Origin of the sequence: Paraflavitalea sp. CAU 1676 (genome assembly GCF_029223285.1) — a bacterium.
Lineage (GTDB): Bacteria > Bacteroidota > Bacteroidia > Chitinophagales > Chitinophagaceae > Paraflavitalea.
Window position 1 is genome coordinate 49,631 of the sequence record NZ_JARHUJ010000011.1, and the last position, 18,381, is coordinate 68,011.

The window sequence follows — 18,381 nt, forward strand, 5'->3', positions numbered from 1 at the left end:
TACTTACAATCCTGTTGCTACTGTTTTTTGTCCGCGCTCTTTAATGAGCTGCTCGCGCACTTTAGCAGAGCGGTACAGGCCCAAAGGCTGCAAAGCGCCACCCGCCAGGAGGCGTGCTTCTGCTACCAACGGGCGCACATCGGTACGGTACGCCTGCTGCAATATTTCCTGCGCTTTGGCCACATCATTATTTTCCTGAGCTTGCTGGAGTGCTTTCGTATCAACCAGCAACGCCTGTGCATAGGCGATCTTGATGGCTTCTACCGACTGCAGGAGGTCTTCGAGCGGATCCTTCACGTTGTGCGAGGCATCGATCATCCAACCAAGGTCGGTGGCATGGTTCATGGAACGTGCATCCATTCCCTCTACCAGTTCATTGAAGATGAGGAACAACTGGTAAGGGTTGATGCTGCCTACTGTTAGGTCATCATCGCCATATTTGGAATCGTTGAAATGGAAGCCACCCAGTTTGCCTTCTCCCAGGAGGAGGGCAACGATCTGCTCGATGTTGGCATTGGGCAGGTGATGCCCCAGGTCAACGAGCGTATAGGCTTGCGGGCCTAGTTTATTAGCGTACAGTAACGACTGTCCCCAGTCGCCCACGGTCATGGAGTAGAAGTTGGGCTCGAAAGCCTTGTACTCTACAAACATTTTCCAGTTGGAAGGGAGGGCCGCATATATTTCTTTGAGTCCGTCGAGCGTGCGCTGAAAGGCTTTGCGGAAGTTGAGCTGCCCGGGGAAGCAGGATCCATCGGACAGCCATACGGTGATGGAATCGGAACCGAGCTCCACGCCATGGCGGATCACTTCAATATTGTGCTCGATGGCCTGCTTACGTACTGCTTTGTCGACATGTTGCAGGGAGCCGTACTTATAACTTTCGGACTGATCGGGCTGGTCCTGGAAAGTATTGGAGTTGACCGCATCGAAACGAAGGCCGTGTTGCGCAGCCAGCGCTTTGATAGACGCAGCATTTTTGGGAATATCCCATGGTATATGCAGGGAAATAGCGCCTCCGGATTGGTTGAGGCGATGAAGCAATCCAACGTCTTCGATCTTCTCTTCGAGGGTGCGCGGCTCGCCGCCACCGGAGAAACGGCCAAAACGCGTACCGCCAGTACCCAGTGCCCAGCTTGGAATGGCTACCTGGAAGTCGGCCAGTTTTTTGATCACCTCTTTCACATTGGCTACATCGGCTGCTATGAAATCGTATTTTCTTTTATGCTGTGCGAGGAGGTCACTATTGTGGTTGTCGATCGCATACTTCTCCACTTGCATTATCAATCGTTTTATGGTAAGTAAAATACTTCTTTTAAGGGAATACTGACGGGCGAATTGTCGTCGTTGGTTTCCATGATATCCTTCATATAGGCCCACCACTTCTGCATCACGGGCTGGGCAGGCAGGTTATCAAGTGCGGCAGGATCTGCAGCGTTCAGCACACCGAAGAGATTATTGGTTTCGGGATCGAGGAAGATGGAGTAATCGCTGATCCCTGTTTCCTTCAGCAATTGCTGCAGATCGGGCCAGAGGGTATCGTGCCGGCGAAGGTATTCTTCTTCAAACCCTTTATACAACGTCATTTTAAAAGCAACACGGGTCATATGGATCAATTTTATCTTACAAAGGCCATGGCCACGCCACCATCGACGTTGAGCACATTGCCTGTTGATTTGCTGAGTAATCCACCTACAAATACATAGCAGGCATTCGCTATATCCTCGGGCAGGATGATCTCATTGAGCAGCGTACGCTTTGCATAGTAAGCAGGCAGTTCTTCCACCTTCACACCATAGGCTTTGGCGCGTCCTTCGGCCCAGGCGCCCTCCCAGATCTTACTATCGGAGATCACGGCATCGGGGTTCACCACGTTTACCCGGATATTGTCTTTACCCAACTCGGCTGCATTGAGGCGGCTGAGGTGCAACTGGGCCGATTTGGCACTGCCGTAGCCTGCATTGTTGGGGCCTGATACGAGCGCGTTCTTGCTAACGATATTGAGCACATCGCCACCGAGAGCCTGCTTGCGCATGATCTCTACGCCAGCCTGCGTCACGAAGAACTGTCCTTTTACAAGTACATTGTACAGCAGGTCCCAGTCTTTTTCTGTATGCTCTTCGATGGGCTTGGAGATGGAGAGCCCTGCACAATTCACTACGATGTCTACGCCGCCGAAAGCGAGCGCTGCCACTGTATAGGCATTCGTTATATCCTGTTCTTTTGTTACGTCGAGGATGGCAGTGGTAAATGTATCCTTACCATATTTCTTCTGAAATTCTTCTTTCGCTTTGGCGAGACGCTGATCGTCGTTGTCGTTGATGATAACGCAGGCGCCTTCGTCGGCAAATTTCTGGGCAATGGCTTTGCCAATGCCGCCGGCGCTACCGGTAACGAGCGCTATTTTGCCGGAGAGCGCTTTCGGCTTGGGCATGCGTTGCAGCTTGGCCTCTTCGAGCAGCCAGTATTCGATATTAAATGCCTCCTGGTGCGGGAGCGATGTATAAGAAGAAATGGCTTCTGCACCACGCATTACATTGATGGCATTGGTATAGAACTCGGCCGCTACACGGGCTGTTTGCTTATCCTTGGCAAAGGTGAACAAACCAACACCAGGGTACAGGATCACCACGGGATTGGGATCGCGCATGGCGGGGCTGTTCGGATGTTTGCAGGCGTTGTAATAGTCGGCATACATTTTCCTATATGCATCGAAAGGCGCTGCGAGTTGCTCTTTCAGTCCTTTTGCATCGGTAAGATCTGCATCGGGTGCTATGGTGAGCACGAGCGGACTGATCTTGGTGCGCAGAAAGTGATCGGGACAGCTGGTACCCATGGGTGCGAGGCGATCGAGGTCTTTGGAGTTGATGAACTGTAAAACACGCTCATCGTCGGTAAAATGCCCTACCATGCGGGTATGGCTGCTGCAAAAGCCACGCAGTACGGGCGCCAGCAGGGCGGCCTGTTTGAGGCGGTCTTCCTTTTTCAGCGACTGTATTTTAGCGCCTCCGAAGGTGGCGTCTTTCCTTGATTTCGACTCAATGTATTCCGCACAGGCTTCAATGACTTCGAGGGTATTCACATACGACTCGTAAGCAGTATCACCCCAGGTAAAGAGACCGTGCGAACCGAGCATGATGCCACGGATACCGGGATTTTCATCGAGGCACTGTTTGAGCTTGAGACCTAGGTCGAAACCGGGGCGCTGCCATTCTACCCACCCGATGGTGCCTTTGAAAAGCTCCTGTGTGATCTTCTTACCGTCTTTGGCGGCTGCGATGGCGATGGCCGCATCAGGATGCAGGTGATCGATGTGTTTGAAAGGCAAAAATCCATGGAGGGGGGTATCGATGGAAGGCGCTTTGGAAGCGAGATCGAAGATGCAATGGTTAAAGAGTTCTACCATTTCATCTTCATACAGAACGCCGCGGTATACATTGGTAAGGCTGCGCAGGCGATCGACGTACAAGGCTGCGAGTCCACTTTTTTTGAGCGTACCGATATCGCCACCAGAACCTTTGATCCACATTATTTCGGTTTCTTTGCCGGTGAGCGGATCTTTGGCATTTACTTTACAGGAGGTATTACCGCCGCCATAGTTTGTAAGACGAAGGTCGGCGCCGAGGAGATTGGAGCGATAGATCAACAAAGCCACTTCATCACCAGCCATAGAGGCGGCTGTAGCTTCATTCCACAGATAACTTACATGCTTAAATGTTGATGTAGTAACAGACATTGTTCAATATTTAAATTCGATAAATAGGTCTTTCGGTATCCTGCCTGAGGGTCGTTGCAGGATCGGGTTTGAGGCTATTGCCATAACCCACGATGAGTACGGAAGCGAGGATCACGAGGATGCCGATAATGATGGCATTTTTAGTTTTGCGGCTCACGCCTTTCCATTCATTGAGCACCAGGCCCCAGGCATTGGCGACCAGGATAATGAAAGCCATGTGCAGTATCCAGGAGCTGGCGCCGTTGCCGAGCTTGCTTTCGCCCATACCGTAGAAAAAGAACTGCAGGAACCAGGTGGTACCGGCCAATGCCGAGAACAGGTAATTCCGGGCTAGGGGAGATTTCCCATCCGTATAGTTCTTAAAGGTTTTGTTGCGGGCATTGAGGATCATGCACCAGATAAAGTTGGTGGTAAGCCCTCCCCATAATAACACGACATAAACCACATTGTTTCGATACAGGAATTCACCTTCACCGGGGTGGGCCGCCTTCCAGTGCTCATTGGCTACACTGGCCATTTGTGAACCGGCCTCGATGCCGAAACTAAAGCAGGCACTAAGTACCCCGGAGATGATCGCGACCAGTAAGCCCAGACCGATCTTAAACTCCTTATTGGCTTCTGTGGTTTGCTGCCCGGCCAGGTCCCTATCTTTCATAGCCCCTGCTTTGCCACATATGATAATGCCGATAACACAAACGAGCAGTCCTAAAAGCACAAACTGCCCCCAGCGCTGACTGAAGAGGTCGGTAATCGTATCTTTTCCCGCAGTAGGGAACACATCGTAATAGATGGAAGGCACCAGCGATCCGAAAACGGAACAAAGACCGAGGATGATGGAACTACCCAGCGATACCCCGAGGTAGCGAACGCCAAGTCCATAGGTAAGGCCACCGATGCCCCAAAGGACACCCATGATGAAGGTCCACTTGAGAACAGAAAAATCGGTTGAGCTGATGATGCTGCCGAAATCGGGAATGGTGAGCCAGGCAGCCAGTGGCGGAACAATCAGCCAGGAGAAGAGGCCTCCGATGATCCAGTAGCTTTCCCAGGCCCAGCCTTTTACTTTTTTGTACGGTATGTAGAAACTTCCTGATGCGAATCCTCCGATAAAGTGAAATATAACGCCTAAAATAGCTCCCATGAGTTTAGAATTTTTTCAATATGGCCTGGCAGTGCAATAATTAAGGTGGTTAAAAGTAGCCGGAATCGGTTAGTCGGCCATCATGGTCCATCATGGATGTAAAGGGCCTGCTATAAGGTGGTGGTTTGCAGCCGCTGAGGACCTGTCCGGAAGGCAGGCCGCGCGCAATCGTTGCCGTAGATTAAGTGCCCGGGCCTGCACAATTTTTTGTAGGTTTGACACTTCATGTGTTAACGAATGTTGCTGTAATGAAAAAGCCCCCGATCTATCAACACCTGTATATCGACTACCACTCTGCCACTCCGAAGTACCTTCAACTGGCCAATTCCATTGTTAAGGCCATCGCAGACGGCAAGATTGTGAAAGACGAAATACTTCCCTCGATCAATGAACTGAGCTTCGAATTTGAGATCTCGCGCGATACTGCCGAAAAGGGCTATAAGCACCTGAAGAAGATTGGCGTACTGGGTTCGGTGCCTGGCAAAGGCTTTTTCGTGAAGACAACGGAGGTGAACCATCAGCTTAAGATCTTTCTGTTGTTCAATAAGCTGAGTCCGCACAAAAAGATCGTGTACGATGCATTCGTAGCGGCGCTGGGGGAAATGGCAAGCGTTGATTTTTATATTTACAACAATGACTTTGCCTTTTTCAAGAAACTGCTGGAGAACAAAAAGGACGACTATACGCACTATGTCATCATACCTCACTTCATGGAAGGGGGCGATAATGCCCATGAGATCATCAATATTATAGATAAAAACAAACTGATCTTACTAGACAAACTTGTAGCGGGTGTAAATGGTGAATATGGTGCGGTATATGAGAATTTCGAGAAGGATATCTACAATGCGCTGGAACAGGCACTGCAGCAATTGAGCAAGTACGAAACCCTGAAGATCATATTTCCTGCCTACACCTACTTTCCACAAGAAATATTGAAAGGTTTCTACCGGTTCTGCAACCAATACGCCTTTAATTACAAGGTAGTGCACGAGATCGAAGACGAGCCGATCCAGGAAGGCGAAGTTTACATCAACCTGATGGAAAATGACCTTGTTACCCTCATCGAGCGAATTCTAGCGTCCAAGCTCAAAGTGGGCAAGCAGGTGGGCGTGATCTCGTATAACGAAACCCCGCTCAAAAAGATCATCTTAAATGGGATCACAACGATATCGAGCGATTTCCAGATGATGGGTGAAAAGGCTGCGCAGTTAATATTGGAGCGATCTACGGAACATGTAGCCATTCCTTTTTACCTGACATTGCGGGCTTCGCTGTAAACCATTATTATCATCTCCCGATCTTAAGATACCATCTGTAAACTCTTTGTTTTGCGGTGCATGGGCAGTTCGTCGAAATGCTCCATGATCAGCGATGCCGCACCGAGGCGTTCGGCGTTGAACCCAAGGGGGGATATCTTTATCTCGATGTTTTCGGCAATCTTGGGAATGCAGTGTTCATTAAGGGCCTGTTGAACCGGCGCCAGCCATAGGCGTCCTGCGATAGCACCGCGTCCGCTCAGCACGATGAGGCCCGGATTCAGAATATGTATGAGGATGGCAATCCCCCGCCCGATGTGATAGGCAGCGTCCGAGATCAACTCGATGGCATATTTATCTCCATTGGCTGCGGCATCCATGATGATGCGACTCGATTCCTCCAGGCGTTCTGTGCTCAATCCTTTCATGGTAGAGATGCGTCCCTGCTGAAGGCCCTCGATCGCTTTACCGGTAATTACCTGCAGAGAGGTTTCGGTTTCCAGGCAGCCTGTTTTACCGCAGTTACATATTTTATTGTTGGTGAACAGTGGGATGTGACTGAATTCGCCGGCAAAGCCATTTTCACCCCGAAACAAGCTACCGTCGAGTATCATGCCCAACCCTATGCCCCAGCCGATGTTGACCACCATCGCATTTTGACGCTGGCGGGCAATGCCCAGCTTCCATTCGGCGAGCGCGATCAAACTGGAGTCGTTATCGATCATAACCGGCAGCCCTGTCACGCCTTCTACATAATTAATGATGTTGCTGCCATTACCGTTGAAAAAGGAATAGTTGACGCCCTTCAGTCCGTCAACAAAACCCGGCATACCGATGCCGATGCCGGCAATCTTTTCTTTGGGTATACCTTCTTTCTGAATATATAAAACAAGGTGTTGAGCAAGTTCTTTGATGGCCTGCGGATTGGTGAGCAGATTGAGTTCTACCCTTTCGATATTCCCTACCACCTGGTTGGCCATGTCGAGAATAGATATATGGGTAATGAACTGGTCCATGGCCACCGACACCACATACATGAAATCAGCCTTCATCGAATAGACCTGTGGCCGTCGACCCCCGGTCGAGGTAGCCAGTCCCGATTCGACAATGACCCCTTCCTCGAGCAAATCGTTCAACGCCCGGGCGGTATGGGGAAGGCTTTTGTCGGTCAGGACGCTCAACTCGGCGCATGACAGCTTACCGCTAAAGTATAAATGCTTTATGAGTGACTTCCTGTATAGGGACTGCTTTTCGGACACTTATTAAAAATTTAATAGAATTATAGGAGTATTTCCATCCTGGCAAGCAAGTTCTGTATGCAAGGTAACAACTAACGGCATTCAACGCACGAGTGCTTTGACGATTTAGCAAGCATTTTCCCGTTTAGCGGCAATTATTTTAATACAAGGTTAATGTAACATCCTCTCCGGCTGTATTTCGGGCTCAAATCTTCCTTATAGGCACTTCCCAGGTGCTTTTGTAGCCTAAAACTTCAGGAAAAGTTTCTTTATTACTCATTGACTTTTAATCTTTTCTTATACACTTCTACAAGAATTTTAACAATTCTTTTCATGTTCTGGCATATTTTTAAAAAGTATTACTAACTTAATGTAAAATTTACAAAAGTTACTTAGCCAAAACTGCTGCTGCCATGCCCGATAAACAGACCATCAACAGGAAGCGTGTGATCAAGCACCTCTATTTTGAAAGGTCGCTGTCCTGCGCCGACCTGAGCGTGCTGACCAAGCGAAGCGTACCCCTCACAACGCGGGTGTTAAACTACCTGATCGAGGAAGGTTGCGTGGTGGAGACCGGGCTGGCTACGTCGACAGGAGGCCGCAGGCCCCAGATGTACTCCCTGCGAAGCGACCTGATGTATGTGGTATCGGTGGCCATGGACCAGCTGGTGACCCGCATTGCCATGATGGACATGCACAACCACTATGCACTGGGGCCAGAGCAGGTATCCCTGAAACTGACCAACAACCCCCAAGGCCTGGAAGAATTGAGCGAAGTGATCGACACATTTATCAGGCAATCGGGCATTCCGAGAAACAGGATTGCCGGGGTTGGCATTGGTATGCCAGGCTTTGTGGATGTTCGTAAGGGCATCAACCATTCTTTCCTCTTCGCCCGGGAAGGCAATATTGTAAGTTTTCTGGAAACTCAACTGGGTGTGCCTGTGCACATCGACAATGACTCCAGTTTGATAGCCCTGGCCGAGCTGAGGCTGGGAGTTGCGCGCCGCCACCAGAATGCCATGGTGATCAATATCAGCTGGGGTGTAGGCCTGGGACTGGTCCTTAAAGGAGAACTGTTCCGCGGCAACAATGGTTTTGCGGGAGAGTTTAGCCATATCCCGGTATTCACCAACAATAAGATGTGCAGTTGCGGCAAAAGCGGCTGCCTGGAAACAGAGGCTTCGTTGCTGACGCTCACAGAAAAGGCGGTGAAAGGCTTACAACAGGGCAAGATCTCCCTGCTCAAACACTTGCCCCTGGAAGAAAATGGCGCCACCATTCAATCGATCATAGATGCTGCGGTGCGCGGCGACAAGTTTGCGCTGGGCCTTTTTGCAGAAGCAGGCTATAATATAGGCAGGGGCATTGCCATCCTCATTCATTTGCTCAATCCGGAACTGGTAGTCCTGAGTGGCCGCGGCGCAGCCGCCGGCAAGGTTTGGCTCCCCCCCATCCAACAGGCGATCAATGAACATTGTATACCCAAGATTGCCGAAAACACAGAAGTAGTTATATCCAAGCTATGCCTGGAAGCTGGCTTAACCGGTGCTGCTGCATTGGTGATGGATCATTACGATAGGAGCACCCACGATCATTTAATTGACAAACAGGAGAAAGTAGCTTGAGTACAGTACCGTTATACCTCATCCTAATTGAATACATCCTACCCAAGAGAGCCTAATTATAATCCAAAGTAACAATCATTATTTAACATCCAAAACAACTACGATGAGAATGCAACTCAGCAAATCGTTTGTTATGCTCTGCATGCTCCTGGTGAGTACAGTAATGTATGCGCAGGAAAAAAAGACCGTGACCGGTGTAGTGCAGGACAGCAAAGGGGGTGCGCTACCGAACGCAGCCATTAAAGAAAAAGGAACCAGCAACACCGTCATGACGAATGAACGGGGACAATTCACGATCCGCATCAGCCCCAGCGCCACCTTACAGGTGAGCTACGTGGGTTTCACGCTCGCAGAAATTGCGACGGGCAGTGCAAGCAGCTACACCATTACCATGCAGGAAAAAAATGGCGAAATGCAGGAAGTGGTGGTAACGTCTTTAGGTTTATCCAAACAACAAAAATCATTAGGATATGCTGTGGCGACTGTAAATGCGGAACAGCTTACGCAGGCAGGTTCGCCCAACTTTGCTTCTGCTTTGTACGGCAAGGCACCTGGTGTAAGGATTGGTACCACCCCTGGTGGCGCTACCAGTGCTGTGAATATCAGCATTCGCGGTATCAACTCCATTACGGGTAAAAACCAGCCCCTGATCGTACTGGATGGTATTCCCATCCGTGACGGTGAGGCTAACAACGGTAACTACTGGGGCGACCAGCGCCTGCGCGGTAATGGTTTGCTGGACATCAATCCGGAGGATATCGAAAACGTAACTATTCTTAAAGGCGCTTCTGCCGCTGCCCTCTATGGTTCTGAGGCAGTGAATGGTGTAGTATTGATCACCACCAAGAGCGGTAAGGGCAAAAAAGGCTTCAGCGTAGATATCGCTGCCAATTACAGCCATGACGAAGTAGCTTACCTGCCAAGGTATCAGAATGTACGCGGCCCGGGTGCCCCCAAGCACGTGAGCAACGGCGGACAGGATGATGAAGGTTTCATTTACCAGGATCTGGATGGTGACGGTGTTAAAGAAACCAGGGGTGTAGGCGGTTTTACAATCAACTTCGGACCCCGCTTTGATGGCAAACCTACTGTTGCCTGGGATGGCATCGTTAGGCCCTATGAGGCACAAAAGGATAATTACAAAGGTTTATACAGAGGCGCCAACAACTCCAGCGTAAGCGTTTCCATGACCCAGGGTTCTGAAAATGCGAACATCCGTTTCTCCCTTACCCGTCAGGACAACCAGGGTGTGAGCCTCGGCGCTGCGAACAGCAAGAATATAGCGAACCTCAACAGCTCGTTCCGCATCAGCAAGAAACTGACCACCGATGTAATGGTCAACTATATTAACCAGCATACCAAGAACCGTCCCTACTCTATCGACCGGATGATCAACAACTTTACCGGTATGATGGGCAGGTTCGAAAATGCTGATATGTACCTGGCAAAATACAAAACCAGCCGCGGCTATCGTTTTGTGACTGGTACCAACCAAAGCCTTACGCCCTCAGAAAACATCACGCTGCCAGGCTTTAAGGGTGATATTGCCGATTACGTATGGCGCGTGAAGGAATACAATGAAGACGAGTGGAGCAACCGTGTTATCGGTAGCATTACCACCAACTACCAGATCCTGAACAACCTGAAACTGCGCGGACGCTTGGCTACCGATTTCACTTCTGAAAGAGGTGAAAGCAAGAACTCTACAGAGATCCCGCTGGTATTTGGTAACTCTGGCTACTTCGCCAATCGTACTTACCAAAGCACCATCGTGTATGGCGACGCCTTGCTGACCTATACACAAAACATTACGCCCGATCTCGAATTGAACGTAATGGGTGGTTATACAGCTACTGAAACCAAGAACATCGCCGTTCAGCGCGAAACCAATGGTGGCTTGAGCGTTGAGAACTGGTTCGACATGAAGGCATCTGTCAATACAGCCGGCGCTTCAGACCAATTCAATTACCGTAACAGACTGGTACGTGACGCGTTCATCGGAACCATCAACGGTAATTATAAGGACTGGCTGTACCTGGAAGGAACGTTCCGCCGCGAACGTATTTCGACCATGCACCCGGACAACAATACCAACAACTACTATTCCGTTAACTCTGGCTTTGTTTTCTCTGATGCGTTCCAGCTTCCTTCTTTCATCAATTACGGTAAGTTCCGTGCATCATGGGGTATCGTAGGTAACTACCCTGATATCTATGCAGCCAATATCGCCTATTCACAAAATACATTGGGCGTACAACAATCAGGCGGCCAATCGGTGCTGTATACCACACTCCCCAACTCTTTCGGCAATGACGCCATCCGTCCGGAAGAAAAACATGAAATAGAGTTTGGTCTGGAAATGAAATTCCTGGGCAAACGCTTAGGCATCGATGTGTCTTATTACAATGGACAGATCCGTGACCAGATCCTGCCAATCACCATTCCCGGCAGCACTGGCGCCACTTCCATCTTAACTAATGTTGGCACCTTGCGCAACAAGGGTCTCGAAATCGGTCTGACTGGTTTGCCTGTTAAAACCAGGAACTTCACCTGGGAGGCCAATATCAACTTCGCTTTCAACAAGAACACTGTTGAAAAACTTGCTGATGGTTCCGACCAACTGATTCATGCCGACTATGACGGAAATGCGGCCCAGTTGATCTCAAAGGTTGGTCAGCCAATGGGCGACTTCTATGTTCACCCTGTTGCCAAAACAGCCAAAGGTGATCCTATCATTGAGCCCAATGGATTGTACAAACTGGACGACAAACTGGTGAAAGTTGGTAACGCTATGCCTAAAGTGGTAGGTGGCTTCTCCAACACTTTCACTTACAAAAATTTCTCACTCGACGTCTTAGCTGATTTCCGTTTTGGTGGTTATGTAATGCCAACCGGCGTTAACTGGATGATCAGCCGTGGATTGCTGGAAGAAAGCCTTAACTACATGGATAAGGAACACGGTGGTATGAGCTACTATGTAAATGGTCAGGGCAAAGGCGTGGCGACTACAGCCGCTGCCGGTCCTAACGGAGAAAAGGTTTTCAACGACGGTATGATGATGAGTGGTGTACTTGCCAATGGCGATGCCAACAACAACGTTATTTCTCAGGCTTACTACTACTGGAATACCTATAACTGGGGTGGTCCTCAATACAGCTATTCCCGTTACGAATTGTATGTAAAGAAGAATTCTTATATCAAGATGCGTGAATTGTCGCTGGCTTATAGCCTGCCAACCAGGATTGCTGACAAGATCGGTTTCAAGAAGATGCAGGTTTCTGTTTTCGGACGTAATCTCTTCTATGTTTACCGCACTTTGAAGGACCTGGATGCTGAGCAAACCGTTGCGGGTTCAAGATGGTTCCAGTCGCTCACCAATGCGGGCACGAACCCATCTACCAGGACATTCGGTGTGATGTTAAGGGCAGGTCTCTAAGTTCTAACTCCAGTAATTCATTTTAAAAATCATTACATGAAAAAGATATTTCTGATCTATACAGCTGCGGCGATGGGACTTGGCTTCAGCGCCTGTAGTAAGTCGGATTTTGCCGATAGCTATTCAGACCCTTCCAAAGTACAGGCTTCCACAGTCGATAAGCAGTATGCCGGTTTCGTATATTCTTACAACCGCTATAATTTACCCTCGTACTGGAACTACTTCGTTATCCTTCGCACTACGCTGCAGCATTTCACGCAGGCAGTGGGTTGGGAAAACGGCGATAACCAGTACGTACCAGGAGCAGCCAGTATTACCGACCGCTGGAACGACTACTATTATACACTCGGGCAGTACCGTGAACTTGAGAACATTTACAATAAACTCACGGAAATTGAAAAGAAAGAGCTGCGGATCTATATGTTGACGGCAACGATCTACCTGTACGACCAGACGCAGAAAAATGTAGACATGCACGGCGATATTCCCTGGGCAGATGCTGGCAAGATCAGCGCCAACCGCGGTAACTATGCCGGTGCATTGGCTGGTTACGATGGTGGTGCAGCTATCTACACCAAGATGCTCGATGACCTGAAGGCATTTGCTGATGAACTCAACACCATCACGATCAGGACCGAGCTGGTAACCAAGTTCAACAACCAGGACCTGCTCAATAATGGCAACCTCACGCTTTGGAAAAGATATTGCAACTCGCTCCGCCTGCGCATGCTGACCAGGGTTTCGGGTGTTGCCAGTTTCCAAACAAGGGTCAATGCCGAGATCGCACAGATCATTGGAGATCCGGTTAAGTACCCCATCGTTGGTGCCAATACCGAGAATATCAAGTTCAATGTTTTCAACCTGAACACCGATATCAATTCCAAAGGTTTCAGGTCCGGTCTAGAAGATTGGAACGGTAACATTGCCGGCAAAGTGATGATCGATCACATGAAAACAAACGCCGATCCCCGTTTGCGCGCCATGTTCGAACCAGGCGCTACTGCTGCCGGTGTTTACAATGGCCTGGATCCTATGCTGAACAGGGGAACACAGAACACCCTGATCGCCGGTGGTACAATGGCTATCTATAACCGCTCTACGATCAGCCGCAATGAGTTCTTCCCCGGCATGATGATGAATGCGGCAGAGGTTAGTTTTATGTTGGCGGAATACTATGTGAAAGCCAGCAACCTGGCTGCTGCCCAAACTGCCTACGAAACCGGCATCAAACAATCGGTCGAGTATTATTACTGGCTGAGGAGCCTGAGCAACGATAATACGGCCGGTGCATTGACACCCACCAATGCTACAGAGATCAACAATTATATCGGTAGTACGGCTGTAAAATGGAGCACTGCTACTACCAATGCAGACAGGATCAAACTGATCGCGTTGCAAAAGTGGATCCACTACAGCGTTATTCAACCTAATGAAAACTGGGCGGAAGTAAGAAGACTGGACGCCCCGGCATTAAGTTTTGAGACCGACAACTCGAATGCGCAAAAACAACCGCCTTCCCGTTGGGTTTATCCTGGCTCTGAGATCACTTATAATTCAGTGAACTACTCGAAAGTACAGGCCAATGATAAGTTAAGTACCAAGTTGTTTTGGGATATTCAATAAGTTAGGTTAGTGTTAATTTGGAGCTAAGGGGGACCATTTCTGGTCCCCCTCTTTTTTATCAGGCAGGTATGTTATAAACGTTGAAAATTCCTTTCGCCATTACTCCCGGTCATCAGGTAAGTGATTTGTTTACCCTCATTGGTCATGAAGGTCAGCTTTACTTTAAATGGCTTCTTATAATCGCCCGCACCGATCAGCATGAACTCCTTATTTGGTCTCACCGCGAACGGAAGGGTATCCTTAGACTTCCATGCCAATTCACCTTCCATTTTCTCAACACTGATGAGCTCGCCTGCCAGGCCTTCATTCTTTATTTCTACCTGCATGCTATTCTGATCAAAACGGGCAAACCCGCCATCAGTGATAATGGGACCATCCATCCGGATGATCCGGTCGAGACGAAATTTACTCTGTTCACCGGGAAGTCTAATGCCATCGAAATCGAGTCGTTCATCATAATCCGGACAGATCAGCTTTGCGGAGTCGCCGCGGCTAATCGTGATGGTCTCCATCTTACTGTCGGGATCGACGAACAACTTTGCAATTTCTGAGGGATAGGTTGCATACGCATTGCTGGTAATAAGAGAAAGCTGTAGGGTGTTTTTATCCAAACCGGTAACCCGTGCATACTTGTCGCTGTAACCATTTACCGGATCGAATATGTAATAGTCGTCGAGCGTTGGTTTTCTGAACAGCAACACATTATCGGCATAGGCTGCTGCATAGTTGCGCGCGGCACTTCGCTCATATTTGTAGTCATCTACTTTTTCACTGATGTAATAACAAAGCCCTACAAAGGCAAGGATCAAAGGGCCGGCATAGGTATACCAGGGAGTTTTAGCGGCAAGGTCTTTACGCTCCTGCAGCACATACTTATAGGGTTCTGGCATTTCATATAGTTGGCCATCCTTACGAAGTGCCCATTTTTTACCGAGAGAAAAGAAGGGAATCCAGAAGAGGTGAAAATATCGTTGACGTACTTCAATCAGGTAGCCAGGCTGCACATTTTGTGACAACCCGGCAGTATAAGGATCAATTGACTTGATCTTAAAGTGGTTCCAGCCGAATACGATACTCATAGAATGTAGGGTTTGGATTAGGGTGTCGGTGTACGGCAATATAACGCAAAACGGCGTGCGGAAAGTACCCATTTCCGGTCAATAAAAAGCCGCTGCTGGTGAGTTACACCTGCAGCGGCCACATCAAACTATTTTAGCATATCTAATCTATTTTGCGCCCTTTCATTTCGCGCTTTTCCACCTTTAGGGTATTTAGCGCACTTTTTTTGATCATAAGCCTTGCTTCGGAGCCGGATGGCAGGATATAATACATTTTTCCATCATACCTGATCTCCCCAAGTTCTCGTCTCCAGTTATCCGCATACAACGTATAGGGCGCTCTGTTGTCCCGTTTCAACTGGCCGAAGGTCAGGAAGCGACCATCCCCAACTTCAAACGAAACGTCGATCTTGTCTTCATATGTCCGTGTACATACGCCCGGCGTATTCTTCCGAAGGGTAATGATATTGACATATTTCCCATTCTCGAATTTGACCACTCCCGCCGTTACCTGTGCCGATTTTGAATCCACCTCGCGGCGCAACTCAACGTCACGGTCAACATAGTACTGAAGCTTGGTGGGCGGAATGTTGTTGGTTTCGATCGTTGAACGCACCGAAGACGTAAAATAGATCTTTGGGGTACTACAAGATGCAAGCGCCAACAGCGCAGAAAAAGTAAATGTAAATAACTTCATAAATGTACAATTAGCAGGTTCACTGTTTTCTATAAAGCTTTATGCAAATGTGCAAAGTTATGACCATGACTGAAAGTCCTGGTTTAATAATGAAACGTTAAAGCCTTTTTTTCTATATGTAGGAGCTGAGATTATTTACTGAAACGTTGCCGGGAACGGATAAACCGAAATCTAAAGAGTTCTTTAACAGTTAGCCAATTGCAATCGTCGCAAAAAATGAATAATATTATGCACACACTGATTGCTTATGCTTGTTCTGGTCATTGGCATTGTGATCACCTTTATAGTTCCTTACTACATTGCAGACGCGGTAAGGACCAGGGCCTGGCGGGCTGGCAATAAGTGGTATGAGTGGTGGTGGGCACTTTCATTTGCCATTGGTTTTATATTGTTTGGCCTATTGCTGTTGGTGCTGGTGTATTGGAGTTTGGAAAATATGGGCCGGTAAATCTTACGCTTATCAATCATTGATCATATTTCTTTTCCATGATAGAGATTTACCTCATTATCGGAATGGTTCTGTTGTTTATAGGGTGCATATCCTATTCTATTGCGATGGCTGTTCGCCGGCGATTGATTCGCACTGATAATAAGAGATACGGCTTGTATGCAGCTCTCTCTTTTGTAGTGAGTTTTACAGTCATTACAGGCGCCATATTTCTCTTTCTGATGAATCTATCCTGGGGACGTTAACCTTTTTGCAGCAACCACCTTTATGTTCTTACTCATCTTTATTGTTCCGATCTACATTTTTGCCTGCTATAAGATCGCCCGGTCCGTACGCGACCGGCTAAACAGGTCCAACAACAATTATTCTGACGAACTCTCCCTGGGCGTCTTCCTCCTCAGTTTTGGCACTTTGACTATTGTAACGTATCAGCTGTTAGAGCGGGTTGAGTGGGGGCGATAACCCTTCTTATCTTTCGCCTTTTTTCCCGGAGAATGATCCATTCAGCCACCAGCAGGTTGGGTACAAAACCCAGCCAGGCGTCGATCATGTACAAGGTGAGCGGATCGATGGTAAATGTATTTGATAAGATAAGCTTCCAGCTTCGCAGGGTGATGGCAGAAAAAGTAAGCGCATAACTGCGTATCATATAGTGCCGGTGGGCTACGAAGTTCTTCTTCCGCGCCGCCATCACTCCTTTATAGGTAAACCAAAACCATAGGCAGTCAAGTATAACAAAAGCTATTTTAGAAGGCCAAAGTCCATTGGCATAAATGGCCATGACCATCCCTGCCGGGAAGTTGATCAGCAAAATGTCCCAGGCATACAACCGGCCCATCAGTTTATGCAGCCAACGCTTTCCCTTTAGTATTTCGGCTGAGAATTGGGTAAATACAGCGAGCAGGGCAAAGATGGAGGTAAATACGTGCACGTAGAACGAAAACTTCCAGGCCTTGTTGTCGAGATAATCCTGTTTGAATAGCAGAAAACCTACATCCGTTCTAAAGCTGGTATACTGAAGTATGAGTCGCAGCATGAGAAAAGTGCCCCCGCAGAGAACGAGATAAATCAGCAGATAGCGAAAGAAGAAAGCAAGGATCTTCATGTAGGAGGGCGGGGTAAGTTACAACGAAAAAGTCTGTATCCCACACCAGGTTGGTGTAAGATACAGACCATAATCGGGTACGGATCGTAATGATTCGTTAAATGAGATGGCTCAGTGCTGCGCTCCCTATCGGGTAAGTCAGGCCGCTATTGTTTGAAGTCCTTGCCGGCATTCTTTATCCGGGCAGTGGGGAGAAATATCTGAAAACCGACGCTCAAGACCAGGTTACTGGAAGTTGCCTTGCTGCCAAAGCCAACAATGCCCTGGTATTTGAGCAAGGCCTCCAGGCCGATATTGGGCGTTATAAAGTAGGCCCAACCAGGTCCTACACCCAAACCAAGTCCATTCGTATTATCGCCGGTTGCAGGGTTATCACCTTCGATACCTACATTGCCCTCAACGAAAAACCTGGAATGGCCGATGAGGTCATTCAATTGTTTGTCGTTGATGTAATACCTGCCCAATGCGCCCACTCCATAGGTAACACCAGTGCCATTTCCTTTGGAGGTATTTAAACCCACAGTAAGGTAACCACCCAAAGCAAGACCATCCTTGATGAACCATGCAGCCTTGGGATTGATCAGCATATTAAAGGCCCCACCTTCATCGAGACTCAGGTTAAACTTTCCGATATCAGCACCTACCATCACGTTGCCAGCCTGTATCTGGGCTTTCGATGACTGAGAAACAACCGCACCAATAAACAAAAGAGTAATCAATTTTTTCATGGCCTTCATATTTAATTTGACCATTCGGCATAAGAAAATTATGCCTATCGGTGAGGAGTACTGCTTCTGTAGAAAGTTCTGAACAATACGGGGGTAGTAAATGCGGGGGGTGGGAACAAATATGCACATCGATCCTCAAGCGTAGAACGATAACAATCAATACATAATAAATAATTCAACAAGCGGCCGAATGAAGGAGATCGAGCAAAACCGTGGCGCATTTGCGCAGGAATTTTAGTATACTACGAGCAGGAAAACAGGATCCTTGAAAACGATGTATTGGCGAA

14 protein-coding genes are annotated in these 18,381 nt (G+C 48.3%); 5 read left to right on the top strand and 9 right to left on the bottom strand.

The features are described from left to right. Window positions 1-3: 3 nt before the first annotated feature. Genes P2H89_RS30900 through rhaT form a run of 4 tightly spaced genes read right to left on the bottom strand, consistent with a single transcriptional unit; the run spans window position 4 to window position 4,874 of the window. Window positions 4-1,278 (bottom strand): TIM barrel protein, encoded by a 1,275-nt coding sequence (locus P2H89_RS30900; protein WP_275834527.1) that lies wholly within the window; start codon window positions 1,276-1,278, stop codon window positions 4-6. 11 nt (window positions 1,279-1,289) lie between these two features. Continuing rightward, window positions 1,290-1,604, bottom strand: coding sequence for an L-rhamnose mutarotase (rhaM, locus tag P2H89_RS30905; protein WP_275834529.1), 315 nt, complete (start codon window positions 1,602-1,604; stop codon window positions 1,290-1,292). Between the two features lie 11 nt (window positions 1,605-1,615). Beyond that, window positions 1,616-3,733 carry a bifunctional aldolase/short-chain dehydrogenase gene (locus P2H89_RS30910; RefSeq protein ID WP_275834531.1) on the bottom strand — a complete coding sequence of 706 codons (2,118 nt, stop codon included), beginning with the start codon at window positions 3,731-3,733 and terminating at the stop codon, window positions 1,616-1,618. 10 nt (window positions 3,734-3,743) lie between these two features. Continuing rightward, window positions 3,744-4,874, bottom strand: a complete 1,131-nt coding sequence (gene rhaT / locus P2H89_RS30915) for an L-rhamnose/proton symporter RhaT (RefSeq protein WP_275834533.1) — start codon at window positions 4,872-4,874, stop codon at window positions 3,744-3,746. A 248-nt stretch (window positions 4,875-5,122) separates the two neighbouring features. Between rhaT and P2H89_RS30920 the strand changes: the two genes are divergently transcribed. Continuing rightward, on the top strand, window positions 5,123-6,154 hold the full coding sequence (locus P2H89_RS30920; protein WP_275834535.1) for a GntR family transcriptional regulator: 1,032 nt from the start codon (window positions 5,123-5,125) through the stop codon (window positions 6,152-6,154). 23 nt (window positions 6,155-6,177) lie between these two features. On the opposite strand, the gene P2H89_RS30925 is transcribed toward P2H89_RS30920, so the two are convergent. Further along, window positions 6,178-7,392: an ROK family protein gene (locus tag P2H89_RS30925; protein ID WP_275834537.1), complete on the bottom strand. Its 1,215-nt coding sequence runs from the start codon at window positions 7,390-7,392 to the stop codon at window positions 6,178-6,180. 392 nt (window positions 7,393-7,784) lie between these two features. On the opposite strand from P2H89_RS30925, the gene P2H89_RS30930 reads away from it, so the two are divergent. From P2H89_RS30930 to P2H89_RS30940, 3 genes are all read left to right on the top strand, one after another. Next, window positions 7,785-8,999 carry an ROK family protein gene (locus P2H89_RS30930; protein ID WP_275834538.1) on the top strand — a complete coding sequence of 405 codons (1,215 nt, stop codon included), beginning with the start codon at window positions 7,785-7,787 and terminating at the stop codon, window positions 8,997-8,999. A gap of 103 nt (window positions 9,000-9,102) precedes the next feature. Then, a complete protein-coding gene (locus P2H89_RS30935) occupies window positions 9,103-12,435 on the top strand; it encodes a SusC/RagA family TonB-linked outer membrane protein (RefSeq protein ID WP_275834540.1) in 3,333 nt (1,110 codons plus the stop codon). Window positions 12,436-12,471: 36 nt separating this feature from the next. Further along, window positions 12,472-14,058 (top strand): SusD/RagB family nutrient-binding outer membrane lipoprotein, encoded by a 1,587-nt coding sequence (locus P2H89_RS30940; RefSeq protein WP_275834542.1) that lies wholly within the window; start codon window positions 12,472-12,474, stop codon window positions 14,056-14,058. A 71-nt stretch (window positions 14,059-14,129) separates the two neighbouring features. On the opposite strand, the gene P2H89_RS30945 is transcribed toward P2H89_RS30940, so the two are convergent. Then, window positions 14,130-15,137, bottom strand: a complete 1,008-nt coding sequence (locus P2H89_RS30945) for a hypothetical protein (RefSeq protein WP_275834544.1) — start codon at window positions 15,135-15,137, stop codon at window positions 14,130-14,132. Window positions 15,138-15,279: 142 nt separating this feature from the next. Next, entirely contained in the window at window positions 15,280-15,813 is a 534-nt protein-coding gene (locus tag P2H89_RS30950) for a hypothetical protein (protein WP_275834546.1), read from the bottom strand. A gap of 247 nt (window positions 15,814-16,060) precedes the next feature. Here P2H89_RS30950 and P2H89_RS30955 point away from each other — a divergent pair, with 247 nt between their 5' ends. Then, window positions 16,061-16,261 carry a hypothetical protein gene (locus P2H89_RS30955; protein WP_275834548.1) on the top strand — a complete coding sequence of 67 codons (201 nt, stop codon included), beginning with the start codon at window positions 16,061-16,063 and terminating at the stop codon, window positions 16,259-16,261. A gap of 415 nt (window positions 16,262-16,676) precedes the next feature. Here the strand turns inward: P2H89_RS30955 and P2H89_RS30960 are convergent, their stop codons facing one another. Further along, window positions 16,677-17,366 carry a DUF2306 domain-containing protein gene (locus tag P2H89_RS30960; RefSeq protein ID WP_275834551.1) on the bottom strand — a complete coding sequence of 230 codons (690 nt, stop codon included), beginning with the start codon at window positions 17,364-17,366 and terminating at the stop codon, window positions 16,677-16,679. A gap of 146 nt (window positions 17,367-17,512) precedes the next feature. After that, the gene (locus P2H89_RS30965) at window positions 17,513-18,094 is read right to left on the bottom strand and encodes a hypothetical protein (RefSeq protein ID WP_275834553.1); all 582 of its coding nucleotides are present in this window, start codon (window positions 18,092-18,094) and stop codon (window positions 17,513-17,515) included. Window positions 18,095-18,381 lie beyond the last annotated feature (287 nt).